The organism is Microbulbifer thermotolerans, from assembly GCF_001617625.1.
Taxonomy (GTDB): domain Bacteria; phylum Pseudomonadota; class Gammaproteobacteria; order Pseudomonadales; family Cellvibrionaceae; genus Microbulbifer; species Microbulbifer thermotolerans.
Window position 1 is genome coordinate 1,491,869 of record NZ_CP014864.1, and the last position, 23,660, is coordinate 1,515,528.

The 23,660-nt window shown below is 58.4% G+C and carries 25 protein-coding genes; 18 read left to right on the forward strand and 7 right to left on the reverse strand.

Annotated elements, in window-relative coordinates; all coding sequences use genetic code 11:
- Positions 1–90 precede the first annotated feature (90 nt).
- The 5 genes from A3224_RS06300 (at position 91) to lysS (ending at position 5,980) form a co-directional block, all read left to right on the forward strand.
- Positions 91–1,575, forward strand: a complete 1,485-nt coding sequence (locus tag A3224_RS06300; protein WP_067152651.1) for a cellulase family glycosylhydrolase — start codon at positions 91–93, stop codon at positions 1,573–1,575.
- Between the two features lie 127 nt (positions 1,576–1,702).
- Complete coding sequence (locus A3224_RS06305) at positions 1,703–2,101, forward strand: MerR family transcriptional regulator (RefSeq protein WP_067152653.1); 399 nt, start codon at positions 1,703–1,705, stop codon at positions 2,099–2,101.
- Positions 2,091–3,191 (forward strand): permease, encoded by a 1,101-nt coding sequence (locus tag A3224_RS06310; RefSeq protein ID WP_067152655.1) that lies wholly within the window; start codon positions 2,091–2,093, stop codon positions 3,189–3,191. Before A3224_RS06305 ends, A3224_RS06310 begins: the two co-directional genes overlap by 11 nt.
- A 135-nt stretch (positions 3,192–3,326) precedes the next feature.
- A protein-coding gene (prfB, locus tag A3224_RS06315; RefSeq protein WP_139223115.1) for a peptide chain release factor 2 occupies positions 3,327–4,422 on the forward strand; the annotation gives its coding sequence in 2 pieces (ribosomal slippage) (positions 3,327–3,398 and positions 3,400–4,422; 1,095 coding nt in all).
- Between the two features lie 70 nt (positions 4,423–4,492).
- Entirely contained in the window at positions 4,493–5,980 is a 1,488-nt protein-coding gene (gene lysS / locus A3224_RS06320) for a lysine--tRNA ligase (protein WP_067157581.1), read from the forward strand.
- Positions 5,981–6,023: 43 nt separating this feature from the next.
- Here the strand turns inward: lysS and A3224_RS06325 are convergent, their stop codons facing one another.
- Genes A3224_RS06325 through A3224_RS06340 form a run of 4 tightly spaced genes read right to left on the reverse strand, consistent with a single transcriptional unit; the run spans position 6,024 to position 8,877 of the window.
- A complete protein-coding gene (locus A3224_RS06325; protein ID WP_082817406.1) occupies positions 6,024–6,878 on the reverse strand; it encodes a PDZ domain-containing protein in 855 nt (284 codons plus the stop codon).
- Between the two features lie 5 nt (positions 6,879–6,883).
- A complete protein-coding gene (locus A3224_RS06330) occupies positions 6,884–7,507 on the reverse strand; it encodes a TPM domain-containing protein (RefSeq protein ID WP_231902477.1) in 624 nt (207 codons plus the stop codon).
- Positions 7,507–8,244: a TPM domain-containing protein gene (locus tag A3224_RS06335; protein WP_067152664.1), complete on the reverse strand. Its 738-nt coding sequence runs from the start codon at positions 8,242–8,244 to the stop codon at positions 7,507–7,509. Before A3224_RS06335 ends, A3224_RS06330 begins: the two co-directional genes overlap by 1 nt.
- Positions 8,245–8,262: 18 nt before the next feature.
- Positions 8,263–8,877: a LemA family protein gene (locus tag A3224_RS06340; RefSeq protein WP_082817407.1), complete on the reverse strand. Its 615-nt coding sequence runs from the start codon at positions 8,875–8,877 to the stop codon at positions 8,263–8,265.
- A 187-nt stretch (positions 8,878–9,064) separates the two neighbouring features.
- Here A3224_RS06340 and A3224_RS06345 point away from each other — a divergent pair, with 187 nt between their 5' ends.
- The 6 genes from A3224_RS06345 (at position 9,065) to A3224_RS06370 (ending at position 14,162) form a co-directional block, all read left to right on the forward strand.
- Entirely contained in the window at positions 9,065–9,601 is a 537-nt protein-coding gene (locus A3224_RS06345; RefSeq protein WP_067152666.1) for a YaeQ family protein, read from the forward strand.
- Positions 9,602–9,633: 32 nt separating this feature from the next.
- Entirely contained in the window at positions 9,634–10,116 is a 483-nt protein-coding gene (locus A3224_RS06350) for a YajQ family cyclic di-GMP-binding protein (RefSeq protein ID WP_067152668.1), read from the forward strand.
- A 14-nt stretch (positions 10,117–10,130) separates the two neighbouring features.
- A complete protein-coding gene (locus tag A3224_RS06355; protein WP_156481432.1) occupies positions 10,131–11,054 on the forward strand; it encodes an esterase-like activity of phytase family protein in 924 nt (307 codons plus the stop codon).
- 47 nt (positions 11,055–11,101) lie between these two features.
- A complete protein-coding gene (locus A3224_RS06360) occupies positions 11,102–11,689 on the forward strand; it encodes a uracil-DNA glycosylase family protein (protein ID WP_067152672.1) in 588 nt (195 codons plus the stop codon).
- A gap of 29 nt (positions 11,690–11,718) precedes the next feature.
- Complete coding sequence (ung, locus tag A3224_RS06365) at positions 11,719–12,441, forward strand: uracil-DNA glycosylase (RefSeq protein ID WP_067152675.1); 723 nt, start codon at positions 11,719–11,721, stop codon at positions 12,439–12,441.
- Positions 12,442–13,499: 1,058 nt separating this feature from the next.
- The gene (locus A3224_RS06370; RefSeq protein ID WP_067152678.1) at positions 13,500–14,162 is read left to right on the forward strand and encodes an NADPH-dependent FMN reductase; all 663 of its coding nucleotides are present in this window, start codon (positions 13,500–13,502) and stop codon (positions 14,160–14,162) included.
- A 142-nt stretch (positions 14,163–14,304) separates the two neighbouring features.
- Here A3224_RS06370 and ygfZ read toward each other — a convergent pair whose 3' ends face one another.
- Positions 14,305–15,333, reverse strand: a complete 1,029-nt coding sequence (ygfZ, locus tag A3224_RS06375) for a CAF17-like 4Fe-4S cluster assembly/insertion protein YgfZ (protein WP_067152679.1) — start codon at positions 15,331–15,333, stop codon at positions 14,305–14,307.
- 135 nt (positions 15,334–15,468) lie between these two features.
- On the opposite strand from ygfZ, the gene A3224_RS06380 reads away from it, so the two are divergent.
- Positions 15,469–15,714: an FAD assembly factor SdhE gene (locus A3224_RS06380; protein ID WP_067152682.1), complete on the forward strand. Its 246-nt coding sequence runs from the start codon at positions 15,469–15,471 to the stop codon at positions 15,712–15,714.
- Positions 15,689–16,141, forward strand: a complete 453-nt coding sequence (locus A3224_RS06385; protein WP_082817408.1) for a protein YgfX — start codon at positions 15,689–15,691, stop codon at positions 16,139–16,141. The genes A3224_RS06380 and A3224_RS06385 overlap by 26 nt, the downstream gene beginning before the upstream one ends.
- Before the next feature lie 317 nt (positions 16,142–16,458).
- Here the strand turns inward: A3224_RS06385 and nadB are convergent, their stop codons facing one another.
- On the reverse strand, positions 16,459–18,090 hold the full coding sequence (gene nadB / locus A3224_RS06390; RefSeq protein ID WP_067152686.1) for an L-aspartate oxidase: 1,632 nt from the start codon (positions 18,088–18,090) through the stop codon (positions 16,459–16,461).
- A gap of 181 nt (positions 18,091–18,271) precedes the next feature.
- Here nadB and rpoE point away from each other — a divergent pair, with 181 nt between their 5' ends.
- The 4 genes from rpoE to A3224_RS06410 all read left to right on the forward strand — a co-directional run bounded on the left by rpoE (position 18,272) and on the right by A3224_RS06410 (position 21,113).
- The gene (gene rpoE, locus A3224_RS06395; protein ID WP_067152688.1) at positions 18,272–18,886 is read left to right on the forward strand and encodes an RNA polymerase sigma factor RpoE; all 615 of its coding nucleotides are present in this window, start codon (positions 18,272–18,274) and stop codon (positions 18,884–18,886) included.
- A gap of 114 nt (positions 18,887–19,000) precedes the next feature.
- On the forward strand, positions 19,001–19,696 hold the full coding sequence (locus tag A3224_RS06400) for a sigma-E factor negative regulatory protein (RefSeq protein ID WP_074900870.1): 696 nt from the start codon (positions 19,001–19,003) through the stop codon (positions 19,694–19,696).
- 13 nt (positions 19,697–19,709) lie between these two features.
- A complete protein-coding gene (locus A3224_RS06405) occupies positions 19,710–20,654 on the forward strand; it encodes a MucB/RseB C-terminal domain-containing protein (protein WP_067152690.1) in 945 nt (314 codons plus the stop codon).
- Positions 20,655–20,669: 15 nt separating this feature from the next.
- The gene (locus A3224_RS06410) at positions 20,670–21,113 is read left to right on the forward strand and encodes a SoxR reducing system RseC family protein (RefSeq protein WP_197463075.1); all 444 of its coding nucleotides are present in this window, start codon (positions 20,670–20,672) and stop codon (positions 21,111–21,113) included.
- 244 nt (positions 21,114–21,357) lie between these two features.
- Here the strand turns inward: A3224_RS06410 and mpaA are convergent, their stop codons facing one another.
- Complete coding sequence (gene mpaA, locus A3224_RS06415; protein ID WP_067152695.1) at positions 21,358–22,062, reverse strand: murein tripeptide amidase MpaA; 705 nt, start codon at positions 22,060–22,062, stop codon at positions 21,358–21,360.
- A 173-nt stretch (positions 22,063–22,235) separates the two neighbouring features.
- On the opposite strand from mpaA, the gene A3224_RS06420 reads away from it, so the two are divergent.
- Positions 22,236–23,621: a DegQ family serine endoprotease gene (locus A3224_RS06420; protein WP_067152697.1), complete on the forward strand. Its 1,386-nt coding sequence runs from the start codon at positions 22,236–22,238 to the stop codon at positions 23,619–23,621.
- Positions 23,622–23,660: the final 39 nt, after the last annotated feature.

Sequence of the window (23,660 nt, forward strand, 5' to 3'; positions counted from 1 at the left end):
CCCTTTGCGAGCCGGTGCCACCGACAAGGCAAAGGGAATGGATAAGTTGCGAATGAAATTTTGACCTTGGCCGTCAAGAGAGAAAAGCCAATGAACAAAACGATTCTCAAATTAGGGGCCAGCCTGATTTTCCTGATGGTATTTCCCCTCGCCCATTCTTACGACTGCAGCGCACTCCCGGCTTATGTCGGGGGAAGCGGCTATCAAAGCGGTGATAATGTAGTCAATGCCGGTGAAGCCTTCCGTTGCAAAGTCGGTGGCTGGTGCAGTCAGGGCGGGCCCTACGAGCCCGGTGTCGGGTGGGCCTGGAGTTATGCCTGGGATGGTCTGGGAAGCTGCGACAGCGGTGGCGGTTCCGGCGGCAGTTCTTCCGGGAGCTCGGGTTCTTCCGGCTCCGGCTCATCCTCGGGCAATACTTCCTCTGGTGGCGACGCCGATTGCGGTGGGCTGCCGCACTGGGATATCGGTGCTGTCTACACCGGTGGCAGCGCGGTGCAGTATCAGGGGGTGAAGTATGTGGCAAACTGGTGGACTCAGGGCGAAAATCCCGCGCAAAACTCCGGCCCCTACCAAGTGTGGAGTAACAGCGGTGCATGCGGTACCGGCTCCTCCTCCGGCAGCTCTTCCAGCGGTTCCTCGTCTGGTGGTGACACTGCCGTCGGCCGCAACGGGCAGCTGCATGTCTGCGGTACCAGGCTTTGCAACAAGGACAGTGAGCCGGTGCAACTGCGCGGTATGAGCACCCACGGGTTGCAGTGGTATGGCTGGGGTGACTGTGTGACAGACGCCTCGTTGGATGCGCTGGCCGATGACTGGCGGGCAGATATTTTGCGCGTATCCCTCTATGTGCAAGAGGGCGGTTATGAAACCGATCCCGCCGGCTACACGGCACAGGTCAGCCATATCATCGACGAGGTCACCGAGCGGGGCATGTATGTGCTGGTAGACTGGCACCAGTTGGACCCCGGGGATCCCAATTACAACCTGGAAAATGCCCGCCGCTTCTTCACTGATATCGCCCGCGAACACGCGGATCAAAACAATATTATTTACGATGTGGCGAATGAGCCGAACAATGTCAGCTGGAATGACATTCGCAGCTATGCCATGCAGATAATTCCGGTTATCCGCCAGTACGACCCGGACGCGGTAGTGGTGGTGGGAACGCACGGTTGGGCTTCCCTGGGCGTTTCGGATGGTCGCAGCGCACAGGATATTATCGACAACCCGGTGACCATCGATAACATCATGTACGGCTTTCATTTTTACGCCGCTTCCCACGGCCAGTATTACCGCGATGCGCTGAAGTCGGCACTGGACCGCGGTCTGCCTATCTTCGTCACCGAATGGGGTTCTCAGACCTACACGGGTGACGGCGGCAACGATTTCGCCAGTGCCCAGGCCTACCTGGATCTTCTGGACCAGTATCAGGTGAGCTGGACCAACTGGAATTACTCCGACGACCACCGCTCCGGGGCGGTTTGGCAGACAGGTACCTGCAGTAGCGGCCCCTGGACCGCAGAACGCTTGAAGGAGGCCGGCCGCTGGGTGCGGGATAAAATCCGCAACCGCTGATATCCACAGCAATTGCCCGCCCGGCAGCATCCGGGCGGGACAGCCTGTCCCCTCCGTCTCTTGACCTTCCCCTTGCGGTAATCTTTAACCTCCTGCATCGTATTCACTGTTTAACAGGTACGGTCGTATGAATATTTCCCAGGCGGCGCAGCGCTCGGGCCTGACGGCCAAGGCACTGCGCTATTATGAATCCATTCATTTGCTCTCCCCCAAGCGTGCGGGCAACGGTTACCGCGATTACAGTGAGCGGGACCTGGAGACACTGCACTTTATTCGTCGTGCCCGCGCGGTGGGCTTTACCGTGGACGAAGTGCGCAGCCTCCTGGTGCTGCACCACAACCCTTCCCGCCGCAGCCACGACGCCAAGGCGTTGGTGGAGGAGAAGCTGACGCACATAGAAGCGCAACTGCGGGATTTGCGGGAGATGCGCGGCGCATTGCGCCGCCTGGCGGACAGCTGTGCCGGTGACGAGTCTCCCGAGTGTGCGATTTTGGATAGTCTTTGCGGAGGTGTGTGTGACGGATAAGTGCTGTGGTCCCCGCCCCCCTGATGGCGGGCAGGTGGTGGAAGCGCACACCTCCGCCTGCTGTGCCGACGAGCCTCGCGGCCACCTCGACTGGTTGCTGTGGATTAGTCTGTCCGTGGTTGCCATTCTCTACTGCATATACTGGGTCGTGGATTTGGACGCTATGCCGGAGTGGCTGCACCATATGTCCGCTGGTGTGGTGGAACTGGTGCACACCATGTGGTGGGGCGTGGTGGCGGGTGCGCTTTTCGTGGGGCTGTTGGGGCGTATTCCCCAGGAGCTGGTAATTAAGGCACTGGGGCGGGGGGGCAGCAAACGCGGTCTGTTCCGCGCCACCTTGGCGGGACTATTCTTTGATCTCTGCTCCCACGGCATCCTCATGGTAGGGATGCAGCTGTATAAGCGCGGCGCCAGCATCGGCCAGGTGATGGCCTTCTTGATCGCCAGCCCATGGAATTCTCTGTCGCTGACAGTGATCCTGATCGCACTGATCGGTTTCTGGTGGACGCTGTTGTTTATTCTGTGCTCTGCGGCCATCGCGCTGATCAGCGGCTATCTCGCCGACCGGCTGGTGGAGCAGGGTAAATTACCGCCCAATCCCAACAAGGTGGAGTTGCCGGAGGACTACGACTGGCGCACTGAGGTGGTGGGCCTCTGGCAGCGGGCGGAATTGACGCCCACCAGTATCGGCAGTCTGTTGTGGGAGGGTATTCGCGGTTCCCAGATGGTGGTGCGTTGGCTGCTGGTGGGTATAGTCCTCGCGGTACTGGTGCGGGCCTTTGTGGACCCGGCAGTGTTTCAGCAGTGGTTTGGCCCGTCTGCGCTAGGACTCGCGGCGACCCTGGTGGCGGCGACGATTCTTGAGGTCTGCTCGGAAGGAGCCACGCCTTTGGCGGCCGATATATTCAGCCGCGCCACGGCACCGGGCAATGCCTTTGCGTTTCTGATGGCCGGGGTGTCCACAGACTATACCGAGTTGATGTCTATCAAAGACACCACTGGCTCCTGGAAAATCGGTTTTGCACTACCGCTTTTGACCCTGCCGCAGATCATCCTTGTCGGATTGTTGATGAACGGATTTGGAGCTTGAGGCAGATTGCCTTCCGGGTAGGTGGGCCGCGGCAATTGCCGCGGCCCGGTACCGCTTCCCGCCCCACTGGAACCGCCCACCCGCGCTACGGTAGAATGCGCGCCGCTTTATAGACAGTCCGGAATCCGAGAGTTCATGGAAATCAATCCCCTTCTCAACCAATTGAAAGACCTCGAAGAACGCACCGACGTTCTTAGGGGGTATCTTTGACTACGCCAACAAGAAAGAGCGCCTGACCGAGGTAGAACTGGAACTCGCCGAACCCAGCGTCTGGGACGAGCCGGAGCGGGCCCAGGAACTGGGCCGCGAGCGCGCCTCCCTGGAAGCCGTGGTTAAAACCATCGAAACCCTGGATAGCGGCATTTCCGATTGTCGCGAACTGCTGGAAATGGCCGTGGAAGAGGGGGACGAGGACTCGGTCGCGGATGTGTCCGCGGAAATCGAAAACCTGCAGCAACAGCTGGGCGGGCTGGAGTTCCGCCGCATGTTCTCCGGTGAAAACGACCCCAACAATGCCTACCTGGATATCCAGGCGGGCTCCGGTGGCACCGAGGCCCAGGATTGGGCCGAGATGCTGCTGCGCATGTACCTGCGCTGGGGAGAGGCCCACGGTTTCAAAACCACCCTGGAGGAAGTCTCTGCCGGGGAGGTGGCGGGCATCAAGAGTGCCACTATCCACTTTGCGGGCGAATACGCTTTCGGTTGGCTGCGTACCGAAACCGGGGTGCACCGGCTGGTGCGCAAATCGCCATTCGACTCCGGCAACCGCCGTCACACCTCGTTCAGTTCGGTATTTGTCTCACCGGAAATCGACGACAATATCGAGATCGCGGTAGACAAGTCCCAGGTGCGCGAGGATACCTACCGCGCTTCAGGCGCTGGCGGTCAGCACGTGAACAAAACCGACTCGGCTGTGCGCCTGACCCACATTCCCTCCGGTATCGTGGTGGCCTGTCAGAGTGAGCGTTCTCAGCACCAGAACCGGGACAAGGCCTGGAAAATGCTGCGCGCCAAACTGTATGAGCAGGAGATGATCAAGCGCAACGCCGAGAAGCAGGCGATGGAGGACAGTAAGGCGGATATCGGCTGGGGTAGCCAGATCCGGTCCTACGTGCTCGATGACCAGCGCATCAAAGACCTGCGCACCGGTGTGCAGACCAGTAACTGTCAGGCGGTGCTGGACGGCGACCTGGATCAATTTATCGAGGCCAGCCTGAAAGCCGGGCTTTAAGTTTGGGCAAGCCGGCAACAGCGCCGGTTTGGCCGCATTCCCTATCCATTTTTCCGCATTGGAAGAACCCATGACCGACATCCAGCATGACGAAAACAAACTGATCGCCGAGCGCCGCGCCAAGCTGAGTGCGCTGCGCGAAAAGGGCAATGCCTTCCCCAACAGCTTCCGCCGCGAAAATCTCGCCGCCGACCTGCAGAGCGAGTACGGCGAAAAAACCAAGGAGGAGCTGGAACAGCTGGGGGTGAGCGCTTGTGTGGCCGGGCGTGTTCTCGCTAAGCGCGGCCCCTTTATGGTGATTCAGGACGTGTCCGGGCGAATCCAATTGTACGCGGACAAAGCGGCGCAGAAGGACATCAAGGCGCGCTTCGGTGGCTGGGATATCGGCGACATTGTCGGCGTCAAAGGTGTGCTGCACAAATCCGGCAAAGGTGATCTCTACGTGACCTGCGACGAGTACACCCTGTTGACCAAGGCCCTGCGCCCGCTGCCGGAAAAATTTCACGGCATTGCAGACCAGGAACTGCGCTATCGCCAGCGCTACGTGGATCTGATTGCCACACCGGAATCCCGCGAGGTATTCCGCATCCGCTCGAAAGTGATCGACTATATCCGCCGCTTCCTGAACGGCCACGATTTTATGGAAGTGGAAACACCGATGCTGCAGGTGATTCCCGGCGGGGCCACCGCGCGGCCGTTTATCACCCACCACAATGCGCTGGATATCGATATGTATCTGCGCATCGCGCCGGAGTTGTACCTCAAACGCCTGGTGGTCGGCGGTTTTGAGCGCGTGTATGAAATCAATCGCAACTTCCGCAACGAGGGCCTCTCCACCCGCCACAACCCCGAGTTCACCATGCTGGAGTTCTACCAGGCCTATGCGGACTACAAGGACCTGATGGACCTGACCGAGGAAATGTTGCGCGGCATCTGTTCGGAAGTACTGGGCAAAACCACGATCGAATACCAGGGCAGCAGCTACGATTTTGCCAAGCCGTTTGCGCGCCTGTCGGTATTCGATGCCATCCTGCGCTACAACCCGGGGCTGTCGCACTCCGATATCGACAACCTGGAGAGTGCGCGCAAAGTGGCGGAAAACCTGGATATTCCGCTCAAAGACAGCTGGGGCCTGGGCAAGGTACAGATTGAAATCTTCGAGAAGACCGTTGAGCACCGCCTGGATCAGCCGACCTTTATCACCGAATACCCGACTGAGGTATCGCCGCTGGCGCGCCGCAATGACGATAACCCCTTCGTCACCGACCGCTTTGAGTTTTTTGTGGGCGGCCGCGAAATCGCCAATGGCTTTTCCGAGCTGAACGACGCGGAAGACCAGGCCGAGCGCTTCAAGGCGCAGGTGGCGGAGAAAGAGGCCGGGGACGATGAGGCCATGCACTACGACGCTGACTATATCCGCGCCCTCGAATATGGCCTGCCGCCGACCGCCGGCGAAGGTATCGGTATAGATCGGTTGGTAATGCTGTTGACTGACTCTCCCTCAATTCGCGACGTACTGCTGTTCCCGCATATGCGTCCGGAAACCTCGGGGGAATAGTCGACCCACGCTATGGCCTTTCCCCCGCCCGGGGGACAGGCCTTTAGCCTTGCACGCCCAGCGGCCCGCTGGGCACATAGATCACTTCCCGGCTGCCGCTTCCCGCGCGCTGTACTTCCACCGCCACAGTCTGCCCCGGGGCTACCCGGTAGATTTGCGCGCGCAAGTCCCCCATGTGAAAAATCCGCTCGCCGTTGTAGGAGATGATCTTGTCTCCGGGCCTAAGCCCCGCGTTTGCGGCTGGCGTGTCACTGATCACCCGGTTTACCCGCATTTCCTGTTGTCCGTTGGCTTGCAGATAGAGTTCAAATTCCTCCTCGCTGAGCTCGTGCTCCAGCATTTTGCGTGGATGACTGTAGATACTGAGCTGTTCGCGGAGTGCCGCCGCTTCCGCGGAGGATTTGTCCTGTAGGTGGCGGTACGCGTAGGCGAGCTTCATATGGTCGTACTGAAAGCGCTCCTGTTTTTCCAGAATCAGTTCGGCCCGGTCGGGGTTAATACCGGCATTGATCAGGCGCTGTAGTTGCATCTGCCGGTGCCGCGCATAGGGATTCCGCCTCAGGTGTTCTTCTCTTTCTGCCAAGCTGTTGTCCACTGAACCGGTGCGCGCAGCGTCGTTTACCTCCTCCGGTATTGGCGGCATTAAATGTTCCAGGCGCCGGTGTAGATCCTCTACCAGTTCCAGTAGCTCGGACTGCAGTCGGTTGGTGTTTTCTACGGCTTCTTCCAGCTGTTGCACCCGTTGCGCCAAGTGATTGTCGGCAGAGAAAAGTGATGACAATCGAGGTTTGCCGTCGTTTTCAGCGCCGCCTTGGCCCAGTGCGCTGTAGACGGAGTAGGTGGCCAGTATCAGCAGCAGGGTGGTTCCGGCAATCAATGGGGATTTTCCTATCTGCATGCTACTTAATCCAAAATAATCAGATGGTTGGGCAATTCATTTTTTATCGCTGTGGCGGGAGCAGCCTCCTGTAGCAGCTCGCCGCACTGTTCGATGCAGTGTATAAAGGCTTCTCCAGTTTTTCCGCGCTTGATTTCGCGGATAAAGTTTTCGATGATTTCCCGCCAGGCTTCGTTGTTAATCAGCTCCGCCAGTCCCCGGTCCACCAGTATTTCGACATAGTGCTCTGCCTCGGCGACAAAGATTAAAAGCCCCAGGCGCCCCTCGGTGCTGTGCAGTTCTTGCTCGAGAAATTGGCGTCGGGCCAGGTTGGCGGCGCGCCAGTATTTCACTTTTTGGGGGACCAGCCGCATGGTCAGCGGGCGCCAGCGGAACAGCACTGCCAGCGTGATAAACAGAATCCACTGCAGGGTAAAAATTTGCTGGTGGCTCAGCCATTGGGGCAGCAGGTGTAGCAGGGGAGTCAGCAACAGGACCAGAAAAGCAGCCCAGAGAGTGGAAATATACAAGTAGTTGTCCGCCTCCCGCGCCAGCACCGTGACCAGTTCCGCGTCGGTGCGCGATTCCACTTCCTTAATGGTTTCGGCGACTTTGCGCCGGTAGTCGCTGTTGAGTATCTGCCTGGCCATCACCATCCTCCGGATGCGCCGCCCCCGCCAAAGCCGCCGCCACCACCGCCAAAACCACCCCCGCCAGCGCCGCCGCCGAATCCACCTCCGCCGTAATAGCCTCCGTAGCGGCCGCGTTTGAAGCCGCGGCTGCCCGCGGGGGCGCCCAGTACCGAGGCGCCGAACAGTTGCAGCATCACCAGCAACAGGAACAGGCCGACCAAAATTGCCAGGCGGCGTTCGCCCCCGGTTTTCGTCGGTTCGGCTACATATTCGTTTCCGATCGCAGCGATCATCGACTCGATACCCGCAGTGACGCCACTATCAAAATCGCCGGCTCTAAATTTAGGCAGGATTTTGGTATGGATTATGTTGGCCGCCAGCGCATCGGTGAGTGCGCCCTCCAGGCCATAGCCCACTTCAATCCTTACCTTGCGCTCATCGGCCGCCACCAGCAGCAGTGCGCCGTTGTTTTTATCCTTCTGGCCCAATTGCCAGTGGCGTCCAAGTTGGTAGCCGTATTCTTCGATCGTCAGGCCCTGCAGGTCGTTCAGGGTGGCCACTACCAATTGATTGCCGGTCTCCTTTTCATGCTTCTGCATGATTTCCGTCAGTCTGTACTCTGCTTCGGGGCTGAGTAATCCGGCCCTGTCCACCACGCGTCCGGACAGTGGCGGGAACTGTACCTGGGCCAATGCGCTTGCGGCGCAGATCAGAGCGGCGAGGGCTGATGTGACCGTTGTGATGCGGCGACTCATGGCAAATTCGCGACGCGGTTACTGAAAATCGACCTGCGGCGCTTTTTCCACGTCCTCTCCGGTGGCTTTGAAGGTTTCTCGCAGCGGCATATCGCTATAGAGAATCGTATGCCAGATTCGCCCCGGAAAGGTACGGATTTCCCGGTTGTAGCGTTCCACAGCCTGGATATAATCCCGCCGCGCCACACTGATGCGGTTTTCGGTGCCCTCCAGCTGGGATTGCAAGGCGAGGAAATTTTGATCCGCCTTCAAGTTGGGGTAGCGTTCCACCACCACCATCAGGCGCGCCAGGGCGCTGGACAGCTGCGCTTGAGCAGCCTCGAACTGCTGTAACTTGGCCGGGTCGTCAATCAGATTTTGGTCCACTTGTATTGCGCCCACTTTGGCGCGAGCCTCGGTCACCGCCTCTAGAGTTTCGCGCTCGTGGGCGGCGTAGGCCTTCACGGTTTTCACCAGGTTGGGAATCAGATCGGCGCGGCGCTGGTACTGGTTCTCCACTTGGGCCCAGGCGGCTTTTACCTGTTCGTCATTGGTGGGAATATTGTTGATGCCGCAGCCGCCGAGTCCGAGCAACAGCAAACAGAGCAGGGTACCTGTGCAGAGCCGACGGTTGCCGGCGATGGCGAAATTCATACGGAGTGCCCCTGTGTCTAGGGAACTGCCGAATAATTCGCTTCCGGGCGGAAATGATATTGCACGCTTTGCAGGCAATAACAGGGCGCGAGCGAATTACTCAGAGGTTCCTTACTTTTTTAGGAAACCACCCAAGAATAGCCCGCCGTTCCTCCATTGCTGGAGCTGGCGCATACACGGAGCCGAAATGGCGTTAAAAGCGACTATCTTCAAAGCCCAATTACAGGTCGCCGATATGGATCGGGACCACTATGGCGACTATCAGCTCACGCTGGCACGCCATCCGTCGGAAACCGATGAACGCATGATGGTGCGCCTCTTGGCTTTTGCCCACAATGCGGCACGAGAACTCGAGTTTACCCGCGGGCTCAGCTCCGATGATGAGGCCGACTTGTGGCAGCGGGATCTCGCCGGTGAACTGGAGCTCTGGGTTGAAGTGGGGCTGCCGGCGGAGGAGCGTCTACGCAAGGCGTGTAACAGGGCGCGTCGGGTTTTGGTGTACAGTTACGGGCGCCGCACCGCGCCTGTGTGGTGGCAGAAGCAGGGCGGCGCCCTGGCGCGCTTTGAAAATTTGCGCGTCTATCAGTTGTGCGCGGATGCGACGGAATCCTTAGCGGCGATGGCCGAGCGCAGCATGGATTTAAATGTGACCATTCAGGATGGCCATATCTGGCTCAGTGACGCCAGACATACGGTGGAGATTACTCCACAGGTACTGCAATAAGAAACGGGAAAGAAAAACGGAGCAAGCGATAGATGCCCTCATTTGACATAGTGTCCGAAGTGGACAAACACCAGCTGACCAATGCCGTTGACCAAGTAAACCGGACTGTAGCCAATCGCTTCGACTTCAAGGGCGTGGATGCACAGGTGGAGATGAACGGCTTTGATCTGACTGTACGTGCCGAGGCGGACATTCAGGTCACACAAATGGTAGACATGCTGCGCGCGGCGTTGATCAAGTGCAGTATCGATCCGCTGGCGATGACCGTTGGCGAGCCGGAACAATCCGGCAAGCAGATAAAAGTGGCCGTCACCTTGAAAAATGGTCTGGAAAAAGAATTGTCAAAAAAGATCGTTAAACTCATCAAGGACGAAAAACTGAAGGTGCAAGCATCTATCCAGGGCGAGCAGGTTCGGGTTACCGGCAAGAAGCGCGACGACTTGCAGCAGGTGATCGCAATGCTTAAAGGCAAGGAACTGGATCAGCCCTTGCAGTTCACCAATTTCCGCGATTGATGACTGGAAATCCTTTGTTGAGATATCTGATTCTTTCTATTCTTTGGCTGTCGCCGTTCGCGGCGGCCAGTTCCGTTACTCCGGCACAGCTGCTTTCCGCTTACTGGGTGGACAACAGCCCGGGCCTGGATATTTCCGGGCTGACATTTTGCCATGGCACCCTGCTGGCGGTATCTGATAAGAACTCGTCGGAAATTTACGCATTGGAACTGTCGCCGTCCGGTGCGGCGCTGAAAGCCTATCAGCAGGTCGCCGGGCTGGCGATCCCAGAGGAGGCACCGGGAGGGTTTTTGGCGGCGCTGTCGCAGGCAATCCGACCGGACACGGCAATGGATTTTGAGGGCATCAGCTGCGATAGTGACGGCGTCTACCTTGTCAGCGAGCGCTACAGCCGCATTGCCCAACTCACTGTTGATGGTGCCGCCTGGCTGGCGGGCGACTGGGTTTTTCAGGTGCGGCGGCAGGGATATTTACAGAAAGTCAACGCCGGTACCGAAGGCCTGGTTCGAATCGGCAGTGACTTTTGGGTCGCCATGGAGCGCGAACCGCGGGGATTGCTGCACTTGCCTGCCGGGGGCGAAGCACAAGTATTCCCCATTCCCGCGGTGGCTGGCCTCGACTTCCGCGGCCGCGCCGAGGATATCACCGGTCTCGCCCACTATGACGGCGCTCTCTTTACCCTGGAGCGCAATGCCTTCGCCGTGTGCCGGCGCGCCCTGCGCGATCTACGGGCCGAGTGGTGCATCGACTACAGAGCGATTGAGGAATCCCCCGAATTTGTCTACACGGAGACCCGCTACGGCAAGGGCGAGGGGCTGGCGGTGGATGCCAGTGGCATCTACGTGGTCCTGGACAACAACAACGTCGGCCGCGCTGCGGATACTGCGGACAAGCGGGCATTGCTGTTACACTTGGCCTTTCCCGCCGAAGTCCGGTAGGGCACGCGGCAAAACAACCGCGTGGTTGCAACCCCTAGAGGAAAACATTGGCTGCCCGTCAACTCCTTAATCTACTCGAAGAAGTCCGTTCCTGCCGCCTCTGTGAACAACACCTGCCCCTGGGGGCCAATCCAGTTTTGCGCGCCGCCGAGTCCGCGCAGCTGCTGATTGTCGGCCAGGCTCCCGGTACCAAAGTGCACGCGAGCAGTATTCCCTGGAATGACCCCTCCGGTGACCGCCTGCGGGACTGGCTGCAGATGGATGGTGAAACCTTCTACGATGAATCCCGTATCGCCATTATCCCCATGGGATTTTGCTACCCCGGCCGCGGTAAAGGTGGCGATCTGCCGCCGCGACCCGAATGTGCGGATACCTGGCACAGACGGCTGCTGGAATTGTTGCCGAATCTACAGTTGACGTTGTTGGTGGGGCAGTATGCCCAAAGGTATTATTTGCCGCATTGGTACGGCAGCATCAGCGAAAATGTACGCCATTACCGGGATGCGCTACCGGCAGGCTACTTTCCGCTGCCGCACCCAAGTCCGCGCAATACTCTGTGGCTGAAACAGAGGCCCTGGTTTGAGCAGGAAGTCGTACCGGCACTGCGCCGGCAGATACAAAAAATCTTTCCCTAAAATTGGATGATGGCTTTTAAAGGAATAGCATGCAGGTTCCGGAAAATATAAAAATACATCCCTCATGGTACGCGGTACTGCGCGATGAATTCCAGCAGCCCTATATGACGGAGCTGCGCGAGTTCCTGCGCGCGGAAAAAGCCGCAGGCAAGGTGATCTATCCCCTTGGTCCGCAGATTTTCAATGCTTTTAACTCTACCCCCTTCGAGCAGGTCAAAGTTGTCATCCTCGGCCAGGACCCGTACCACGGCCCCGGTCAGGCCCACGGCCTGTGTTTTTCCGTGATGCCCGGCGTACCGCTGCCGCCATCATTGCAAAATATTTTCAAGGAATTGCAGTCCGACCTGGGCATCTCCCCCTCTGACCACGGCTGCCTGCAGCCTTGGGCAGAACAAGGCGTTCTGCTGCTGAATGCGACTCTCACCGTAGAGCGCAGCAGGGCAGGAGCCCACCAGGGCCGCGGCTGGGAGCGCTTTACCGATGCCGCCATTCACAAGCTGGCGGAACAGCGCCAGGGTTTGGTGTTTATCCTTTGGGGCAGCTACGCACAAAAGAAGGGTGCCTTTATCGATCGCAACAAACATCTGGTTCTGCGCGCTCCGCATCCTTCTCCCTTATCCGCACACCGCGGCTTTTTCGGAACCAAACCATTTTCACAGACCAACCAGTGGCTGCAACAGCACGGTCAGCAGCCGATTAACTGGGCTTTGCCGCCGGTTTCGGCATTGCAGCGGGTGGCTGTGGAAATGTAAATTTCCGTCTACAAAGATAATGGAAGTTATGAGTATTCGTGCGCAGTCTTTGATAAGAGCGTGAGCACTGTTGCTTTGGCAGGAATGCTCTGGGTGTGGGGTGGGCCATTTATCTGTAGTCGTTATCACTAATGGATAAACACTGGTTTTATCGCTGAAACTCGTGAATTTTGGTTTCAAGTAATAAGTGCAATTTTTTATGCATCGAAGGTTGTAATTTAGATTGTGTAACTGCCCATGCCCTCGCGCCCTAACCGGAGAATAGCACAAGCGGAACCATGAGCAATTGGGGTCTCGAACAACATTCAAAGAACATTTCACCAAGCGTGCCAAAGGCGTTAAGACCGGGGCTGGCTTGAACACTTCTACTCAGAAGCTTGTCGAGATGACGGTATAGGCTGCTTTCGGGCCGAGCTAAAGAACCACTCCCTAAGGAACCTCTGATTAAATCACTTTCTGGTGGCAGAGGCTCTTCGCGGGTGGATGTGAAGCTCAGGTGATAGGACGGATATTTCGAAACCGTCGGATACAGGGATGTATCCGTCGAAGCTACAGGGAAGTACTCGTGCGTTTTCGAAATATCCGCCCTATTACCTGAGCGCCCCAGAAGCTATCATAGTGTTCTCGCGAATTAATCAGAGGTTCCCTAACAGGCTTTCCGGATGCCATTGCGGCGGAGTAACTCCAATACCAAGATACAGCTTGCATCTACACGCGGTTTGTAACGCATTGAAAAGAGTTTTCTGGGGGGATTACAAGTCCGTTGGACGGAGAGGTTGTGACGATACAGACAGCAGCGAAAAGCTGGATTATTTCGACGCGTAACTCGGACCTGCACTAAACCGTTTTATGATTGAGTTTGCTGATCAATCCTACTGATTGCCAATAAACTGCCTTTGGGAATCATCTCAGATTTTTCATAGATTCCATTCTCGAGGCGAGTTCACCTCCGATAAGTCCGGAATGATTTACACCATATCCTGAACGTTAGCCTTCTGCTCATAGCGACTCTTTATGTATGTTAATCTGCGGATTCAGTGATTACTGGAGTACTGCCGATGAAGTTTCTGCTTTTTCTAGGCACCGTTCGTGAAAGTGCACCACCGAGGCCTGCGCGTCTTGGCGTGCGGGTGGCCAAGGCTTGCCTTGAGTGTTTGGGCAGCCGTTATAGTGAGCATGAAGTGGAGCTGGTCGATTCCCTGGAATATCCGTTGGAGAAGGTGTTCAAACCGCACTTTGCTTACGCGAAAGGCCAAGCGCCGGTCGCGTTAGAGGCGCTGGCCGAGAAGATTGCGTCTGCCGACGGGTATATCATGGTCAGCCCGGAGTACAACCATTCCATGAGCCCGGCATTGGCCAACCTGCTAAATCACTTCGGGAGCTCCCTGTTTTCCTACAAGCCCAGTGTGATTGTGACCTATTCAGCCGGACAGTGGGGAGGTATGCGTGCCGCGGTTGGTATGCGTACATTTCTCTCGGAGCTGGGTTGCCTACCGGTTTCTGCAATGATCCATGTGCCCAAGGCTCAGGAGGTCTTTGCCGAAGATGGGGCGCCCAAGGCGGGAGAAGATAAGGAATCTTGGTTTGATTATTTCAGCCGCGCTTTCAACCAGATGGTTTGGTGGGGGCAGGCCGCGAGAGCGCATAGGGCAGAGGTGGATCCGCACGAGATGGTCGGAGATTTCAGGAGGGACCCTTCCCAGCGCAATGCGCCTGGCTGATCTATCTCATGGTTGGAATCTGGCTGCATCGGCTGCTCCATGCTGCTTGAAAACAGCCGGTTGCGGTTATGCCGTTAATCGGCGCGGGCGGTGGTTTCCGCCCGAAAATACCTCGACCACCAAAGGCTGGATGGATGCTTGCTCAAGCGAGTGGGTCCGCGTCCGCGTCGTAGGGTAGTTCCTGCAGTTCCAGTGACCTTCCATCCTCAAGCCGCATCTGTTCCCCGGCAGCCACTTTGGCGATAGTGAGTACGGCCAGCAATTCGATACCTTTTTCGCTGCGGCAGGATTCCACCAAATTACCGATACTCTGCTCGCCTTCCCCAAAGACCGGTTGTCCTGGTGTAGGTATTTCTCCGGAGGGGCAGATGGCGCGGTAGAGGCGGCGTTTGGCGGCGCCGCGGAATTGCATTCGCGCCACAACTTCCTGGCCGGTGTAACAGCCTTTCTTGAAACTGACACCCCCGAGTAGGTGCAGGTTGGTCATCTGCGGGATAAACAGTTCACTGGTGGCGGCGTACAGTTGGGGAACACCATTTTCAATTTGCAGTTGTTGCCAGCGGTCGTAGCCAGCGGGATCGGCTTTGTCACTCAGTTGCTGCCAGAGGCCTGGAGCTGACACACTGGGTACGAGCAGTGCCACTTGACGGTCGTTCAGTGCCTGCACCAGGATGCGTTCGCCCTTGAAGTCAAACGTGCGTACTTCACCGGCCGTCAGATCGTTCAGGCCCAATAGCTTTGTGGTAGCCTGGGGGGCGTTTTTACCCTGCAGTCCCAGCCAGCGGAAATGTTCACTAATGTCTGCTAGCTCGGTTTTGAAGAAAACTGCGTACTTGGCCAGGGCATCACGCGCGATGTTGGTCAGATCCCTAGGCATGCGGAAAACAAATTCCTGTTGGGACACCTTGAGGGCGTTAAAGGCGCTGATCATGCGGCCTTTGGGGTTGCAGTGGGCGCCCAGGGTGCTGCGGCCGTCCGGCAGAGTGATCAGGTCGCAGGTGAGCTGCCCCTGGAGGAATTTTTGGCTGTCGGGGCCTTTGATGGAGATGGCGCCAAGCGGGGTCAGGTCAACCAGATGCAGGTCCGCCTCTGTTTCCGGAAAGTGCGCTTTAGGTCCTTCCCAAATGGCGCCTTCGCCTGTGAGAAAGTCCTGCCATTGCTGTTGATCCATATATTCCACGCCTCTGGGTTGATGAGGAGGATAATTTGGGGATCGGTGAGGGCTTTTCAAGCTTCATGCGACTTTTCAACTTTGCGGGGGAGGGGAGTATACTGCGCGCATATTTAACGGGGTGGAATTTAACCTATGGATCGCAATCGCCTGTTTTGGGCCAGTCGCCGCGGCATGTTGGAACTGGACCTGGTACTGCTGCCGTTTCTGGAGAATGTCTACGATACCCTGGACGAGGCTGACCAGCAGCGCTATATCAAATTGCTGGACGAGCAGGATCAGGATTTGTTTGCCTGGTTTTTGCGCCGCGAGGACCCGGCGGATCCGGATTTGTTGCGAATAGTGCAGATTATCCGTGACAACACCGGTCTGCAGGAGTAATGCGCATTCCCTGTCCTCCGAACGCAGTGCCCGGCTGTCCTGTGCCGTGGCACCTTCCCGCCTTCTTTTCAGCCTTCTTCTTCTGACACTTCTGCAAGCGCTGGCACTGCTCTGGTGGTGCCGTTTACCGCTTTATCTCTTCTTGCCCGCGGTGGCCCTGGTGCTGATCTATATGGGCTTTGAATACCGCCGGCTGCGCTCGATGTCCGGCGTGCTGAGCACCCGTGAGCGGCGCTGGTTTTGGCGCGAGGGCGACGGGGTGGAGAGCGAGTTTACGTTGCGCGGCGAGCTGGTGCTGTGGCGCTGGTTGATAGTGATTAATGGCCGGGATCTGCGGGGGCGCCGCCTGCGGCTGGTGTTAGCGCGGGATTCCATGCATGGGGATGACTGGCGGCGGTTGCAGGTGGCGCTGCGGTTTTCGCGCTAGGGAACTGATTAATTCGCTTGGGCGCTGTAGCTGGCTTCGAGGCGCTCAGGCAATGGGATGGGCATTTCGCAAACGCACGAGTGCGTTCCTGTCGCTTCGGCGGATACATCCGTGTATCCGACGATTTCGAAATGTCCATCCCATCACCTAGGCTTCTCATCCAACACCGAAGAGCCTTTACCGTCAGGAGGCGAATTATTAAGGGGGAAGCCGCAAAAGCATTTGCGGGAGCGCGGTTGTTGGTTCTGGGGAGGCAGGAAGAAGGTTGTCCTGCAATACCTCGGGCCGGAAAGGGCGGGCAGCTCCGCCCTCTGTGGTCAGACGAATTGCCGCTGTCCGGCGAAGTTTTCCGGCACCAGAATGGTGTCCATCGCCAGTTCGCGCAGGTCCGGGTAGTCCAGGGAGTAGTGTAGGCCGCGGCTTTCGCGGCGGTCTAGGGCCGAGCGGATGATGAGATCGGACACTAGTGCCAAGTTGCGTAGCTCAATCAGGTCGCTGTTGACCTTATAGTTGGCGTAAAACTCACGAATTTCCTGTTGCAGAAGCTTTACCCGGTGCTGAGCTCGAAGTAGGCGTTTGCGTGTGCGCACAATGCCCACATAGTCCCACATAAAGCGGCGCAGCTCCTCCCAGTTGTGAGAGATCACCACGTCTTCATCTGAATCGGTTACCCGCGAGGCGTCCCAGGCCGGGGCGCGGCGCGGCGGTTGTACCGAGTCCAGCGTCTCTTCCAGGTGCAGTGCGGCGGACCGGCCGTAGACCAGGCATTCCAGCAGGGAGTTGCTGGCCAGGCGGTTGGCGCCGTGCAGGCCGGTGAAAGTGGTTTCGCCAATGGCGTAGAGTTGGTCGAGGTCTGTGCGGCCAAACTGGTCGACGATGACGCCGCCGCAAGTGTAGTGCGCCGCGGGTACCACCGGGATAGGTTCTTTGGTGATATCGATACCGTACTGCAGGCAGTTTTTGTAAACGGTGGGGAAGTGTTCGCGCACGAACTGCGGGTCCTTGTGGGAAATATCCAGGTAAACGCAGTCGGCACCGATACGCTTCATCTCATGGTCTATGGCGCGCGCCACTATGTCCCGCGGCGCCAGTTCGCCGCGTTTATCGAAGCGATGCATAAATCGGTTGCCGTTGGGCAGTTTTAGTTGCGCCCCCTCGCCGCGCAGGGCCTCGGTGACGAGCGAAGCCTTGGCTTTGGGGTGGTAGAGGCAGGTGGGGTGGAATTGGTTGAATTCCATATTGGCGACCCGGCAGCCAGCGCGCCAGGCCATGGCGATGCCGTCGCCGCTGGCACCGTCCGGGTTGCTGGTATAGAGATAGGCCTTGCTGGCGCCCCCTGTGGCGAGAACCACTGCCTTGGCCTGGAACAGTTCCACATCTTCTGTGGCCTTGTTGTATACATAGGCGCCCGCACAGCGGAAACGGCCTTTGACCGGGTCCGGCTGACGGATCAGGTCCAGTGCCACATGGTGTTCGAAGCAGTGGATATTTTTGACTTCCCGCACTCGCTCGATCAGGGTGCTGTGCACGGCGCGGCCGGTAGCGTCGGCGCTGTGGATTATGCGGCGGTGGCTGTGGCCTCCCTCTTTGGTCAGATGATAGCCGCTCTCCTCGCGCGTAAAGTCCACGCCCTGTTCGATCAGCCAGCGGATGGCGGCGGCACTGTTCTCCACGGTGAATCGCACGGCATCCGGGTGGCAGAGACCGGCACCAGCGTCTAGGGTGTCGGCGATGTGGGAGTCCGCCGAGTCCATTTCGTCGAGTACCGCGGCAATGCCTCCCTGGGCAAACCAGGTGGAACCGTCCTGCAGTCGTTGTTTGGACAGCAGGGCCACACTGTGGCGTCTCGCCAGGTGCAGGGCCAGTGTCAGGCCCGCGGCACCACTGCCGATGACCAGTACATCGAAGTCTTTGGGATTGGGTGGGACCTGTGCTTTCATAGATTTCATTTATGTTTAGGGGTCGCGTAGTATAGCGCTTCCTTTGAATTCGTCGATTTGGCTCGGAACTTATGCCCTATTGCCATTGTCATCAACACGATACAAGAAGCGCCTGCGTCGGCATCCCCGCGATTTTCAGTCGCGGAGCTTGCGGTGCGACTGTTGTTTTTGGGCGTAAAGGGAGTAGGGGATGACAGCGCAATCGGCGCCACAGAGTGACCGCCAGCTGGTGGAGCGGGTTCAGAAGGGGGATAAGCGCGCCTTCGACCTGTTGGTGCTGAAATATCAGCACAAGATCGTCGCGGTAATCAGCCGCTTTATCAAAGACCACAGCGAGGTGCAGGACGTAACACAGGAGGCCTTTGTCAAGGCCTACCGGGCGCTGGCCAATTTTCGTGGCGAAAGCGCTTTCTATACGTGGATGTATCGAATCGCCATCAATACCGCCAAAAATCACTTGGTTTCCCGCAGTCGCCGCCCGCCATCCTCGGACGTGGACTTGGACGATGCCGAGTTTTATTCCGGTGCCGATCTGTTGCGGGACAATGAGACGCCGGAGAACCAGTTGTTTCGCGACCAGCTTGAGGCCGCGGTTCACGAAGCTATTCGCGCCCTGCCGGAGGATCTGCGCTCGGCGGTGACATTGCGCGAAATGGAGGGGCTCAGTTACGAGGAGATCGCAGAGGTAATGGGGTGCCCTGTGGGCACGGTGCGCTCGCGTATCTTCCGCGCTCGCGAGGCCATAGACCGCACGGTTCAGGCGGTCATGGCCGGTGAGCCCGAGACGCTGGGAGACCGCGGTTGAATTTTTTCGCTGGTGGCGAAACAAAGCTCCGCATCCCTGGTCAAAAGTAACAACCAAAAGGGTGCCTGTCCGGGCACTAAAAAATATCGCACAGAGCAGAGAGGGTTACCCCCTATGTCCCACGGAAAGCATCAGGAACGTCTGTACGAGTCGCTGTCAGCGCTGATGGATGGTGAGGTCGGCGAGCTGGAGCTGCAGCGGTTGCTTAAGGCAAGTGCGGCTTCCTCCGAGGTGGGGGCGCGCTGGTCACGCTATCAGTTGGCGGCCAGTGTGCTGCGCCGGGAACAGATTGCTCCAGTGGACGGTGACTTGGCGGCGCGCATTTCCGCTGCTATAGAAAGGGAGGAACCGCCCATGCAATCCGGTGGCGGTGGTGGCGGAGCACCTGGCGGATGGCGTGACAGCCGTTGGTGGCGTCCCATGAGCCGGGGTGCGGTGGCGGCGACAGTGGCTTTCGCGGCGATTCTCGGGGTGCAGCAAATTTCTTCGGTGCAGCGGGACTCCGGTACCGAGCTGGTGGCGGAAGTGGAGCGCCCGGCCCAGCAGCCGGTGCAGTCCGCATCACAGCCTTCCGGCTTTTATGTCCCCGCGCCCAGTGCCCGCTCTGTCAGTACCGCGTCTCCGCGCTTGGTGCCCGACTACCAGCCGGGAGGCAGTGGCCAGGCCGTGATTCAACAGGTCCCCACCCCCGAGCTGATGCGCCACCTGAACCGGGTGATGATTCAACACTCGGAGCAGGCCGCCCATGTGGGTAGCCAGGGAATGGTGCCTTTTGCACGCGCCACTTATGGTGAACAGCTTGATATGTAGCCCTGGAGTGCCTGTGAACGATCGCTGGTCTTTTTCTGCAATCGTTATAAAAGCCAACAGCCTGCTGTTGGCTTTGTTTCTGTTGGCTCCGGCCTCCCGAGCCCAGGACGGCGAAGTGCCGGTGGAGCATTGGCTGGGCAAGTTGGCCCGTGCGGTTTCCGAGCTTGAATACCACGGCCTGGTGACTTTCGAGCACGCGGGTATGCTGGAGACCATACAAGTTGTGCACGCTGTGCGCGATGGCGATTCGGTAGAGCGGGTGCGTTATTTGAGCGGTGAGCCGCGCGAGCTGATCAGCCATGGTAGCGCACGGGGTTGCGAAGAGCCCACCAGCCCCGTAGCGCGCACAGCGCTATGGACTCAAGCCGGTCAGCAAAAGGTGCAGCGCAACTATCAGTTTATTCTGCGCGGTGAAGAGCGTATCGCCGATCGCGAGGCCGTGGTGATCGAGGCGCGCCCGCGGGATCATCACCGCCTGGGGCTGGTGGTCAGTCTCGACCGGGAGACGGGCTTGCCGTTGAAATCTATGCTCGTGAGTGCCAAGGGGCGGGTACTGGAGCGTTATCAGTTTGTGCAGCTGGATCTTTCACCGGTGCAGGACGCCGATTTGCAGCCGCACTCCAAAGATGCGCGCCGTATTGATAACCGCAATCCCTGTGCAAATGCGCAAAGCCGCTGGCAATTGCGTTGGTTGCCGGACGGTTTCCAGGCCGTGCTGGTCAAACCTCTGTCCGATGGTGACATGCTGGTGTTTAGCGACGGAATCAGTGTTTTCACTGTGTTCGTGCAGCGCCTGTCTCCAAAGCTGGAGTTCAAAGGGCGGGCTATTCGCGGCGCTACAGTCGCCTATATGGACCGTCTGGTAGTGGATGGTGTCAACTACACAGTTACGGTTGTGGGCGAAATTCCCGACACAACTGCCCGGCGTGTTGCGGGCGCGGTAGCTGTGGGTGGCTGAACGGAGAGTGCCGGTTTGTTGGAAGAACGAGGAAGGGTGGTAGCGATAGAGCCGGACGCCATTTGGGTGGAGACCACCCAGCGCGGAGGCTGTAGCGGTTGCAGCTCGCAGGGCAGCTGCGGTACAGGGCTGCTGAGCGGCTATTTCTCATCGGCTTCACGTATTCGTGTGGCACTGAACAGCTGGGACCCAGACGATATCGCTTTGCACGATACCGTTGTGATTGGTATCGGTGAAAACGCTTTGGCCAGTGGGGCCTTGCTGGTGTACCTGTTGCCGCTGATTTCCCTGGTGCTGGCGGCCCTGGGAGGCCAGGCCCTGGCCGGTGAGTTCGGGGCCATGGCTGGCGCACTCATAGGATTGCTCGGCGGAGCCGCTGTGGTACGGTTGCACAGTCGTCGCCACGCCGCCGATCCTACCTATGCACCAGTACTTCTGCATCTGGAAACGTCCCGCTGACAGGGGCTCATCTTTTCTTTCCTTCAACATTCGGGTGCCTTTGCGGGCGTGCTTTGGTGCACTCAAGGTGTTCCGGTAATGAAATGAGTGCTACAAACGGCGGAGCTGCCGATTTCATCACCTGAACTTCTCATCTGCTCTCGACATAACCTTGTCGTTGTAAGGGCGAATTAATGAAAGACTCTTTAGTTATATCGCAGGCCTGCGGGGCGGCCCACCGTTCGGTTCACCGGCCGAGGTGGGGTTACTGCTCGTAAGTCAGCAACTGAATCAGCGCTTGTAGATAGGTTTCACTGGCCGCATCCGCGGAGACGGGGGGAAGCTCCACTGTGATGCACGGTAAGCTGCGCTCGGCGCACCAGGTGCCGAAGGAGCCGGGAGTCTGGTATCCAATATCATTGACCAGTGGCAGCTGCAGTTGCCCTGCCAGCCATTGGCCGAGGGTGCTGTCATCGGGGGCTTCGACACAGGCAAGGGGCTCGTGGATGGATACTGCCCAGGCGGGCTGTAATTCGGCAATCAACCGGCAGAGGGCTCGGGTTTCTTTCTCTGAACCCGGTTTGCTGCCGGTGCTCAGACGCACGTCGCGCGCTTCCGCCTCGCTGTTCCAGCGGTAGGTGGTGCCGCTGCCGTCCCAGTTGGCGGTGGCGAAGTTGCGGTTCAAGTCTACGCCACGGGCGTTGGCTCTAAGCCCCAGCTGGCAGCCGTCGGGGTTTACGGCGAGTATCACATGGTGGCGCAGTGCTGACGGCGGCAGTGCGCGCAGGGCGCAGGAAAGTGCCACCACTGCCGCAACTTCGTCGCCGTGGGTGCCGGCCATCACAATACCGTGTTTGTCACCACTTTGCGCGGGAAAGTAAAAGAGGGGGGCTCCCAGCTCGGTGGCGCCGTACTGAGTGTGGGGGTGGCAAAAGTGGCCGCGGTCGGAGCGCGGGCGCAGTGCGGACATGGCGGGGCCTTAACGCTGCTTTACACTGGATAGAGAACTTTTATGGCCAGATTGCTACTAATAAGTAGCTTGATTGTCCCTCGCTGCGCCCCAATTTTTGAAGCCAGCCCCGAAGGGGGACACCGAAATCCATAGATTGCATATTACTAGGGATCACTAGGGGTAACAAACGTATGGTTACACGCTGCACGCAGTATTTGCTGGCCCTGTGCCTTCTGGTATCGGTACCCGCCTGTGCCAGGGGGTTGCCCGACCTCACCGGGCTGATCGACGACAATTTTCCGGCGGTGGTGAAGATCAACACTGTTGAGCGAAACCGCACAACCGGTGGTCTGCCGCCTCAGTACCAGGAAATCCCGGACATTTTCCGTCATTTGCTGGAACCGCGCCGCCAGCAACGTCCCGTCGCCAGTATGGGGTCCGGTTTTATCGTCTCTTCGGACGGCTATGTGGTCACCAATAATCACGTGGTGGATGGGGCCGATGAAGTGGTGGTGACCTTAACTGACCGCCGCGAATACGAGGCCAAAATCATCGGCACCGATACTCGCTCCGACCTTGCGTTGTTGAAAATTGACGCCGATAACCTGCAGACAATCCGCTGGGGGGATTCCGAGAAGCTCAAGGTTGGCGAGTGGGTAGTGGCCATCGGCTCCCCATTCGGCCTCGACTACTCCGCCAGCGCGGGGATTGTCAGTGCCATGGGGCGCAGTATTCCCAACGAGAATCGCGAAAACTACGTTCCTTTTATTCAGACTGACGTGGCCATCAACCCGGGCAACTCCGGCGGCCCGCTGTTCAACCTGAAGGGGGAAGTGGTCGGCATTAACTCGCAAATCTACACTCGCAGCGGCGGCTCCATCGGCCTGTCTTTTGCCATTCCCTCCAGTGTCGCCCGCGATGTGGTGGAACAGTTGAAAGAAAAAGGTCGCGTGGACCGCGGTTGGCTGGGGGTGGCCATCCAGGACGTGGATCGCAACCTGGCCAAGGCCATGGGGCTTGGTAAACCCAATGGCGCCTTGGTTGCTCAGGTGGAGGCGGGTGCGCCGGCGGATCAGGCGGGCATCAAGGTCGGGGATATCATCACCCGTTTCGACGGCCGCAAAATTATGGTGTCCGGGGATCTGCCACACGTGGTGGGGCAAACCCGCCCGGGCAGTGAAGTTGCGGTGGACTTGATGCGCGAGGGGCGGCAGAAAACTGTGCGCCTGACAGTGGGTGCGCTGCCGGGTGACGAGGGTGAGCATCAGGCCGGAACCAGCGTGCCCAGCGGTGTCGGTGGCCGACTGGGCCTGATCGTTGACGAGATTCCCGAAACGCTGAAACAGCGCTGGGGTGTGGAGTCCGGGGTTCTGGTGAAACGGGTCGTACCCGGCAAGCCCGGAGCCAAGGCCGGGTTGCGCAGTGGCGATATCATCGCCCAGTTGGGCTTTGAGGAGGTGGAAGATCTCAAGGACTACAACAAAGTGGTCGAGGACCTTCCGGCCGATGAGCTCTTGCCTATCCGCTTCTTCCGCGCCGGACAGCCCACCTTCCGAACTATTCAAATCGACGACTAGCCCTTTTCAGGGACTTCCGGGAGCGCCGCTCCCGGAGTG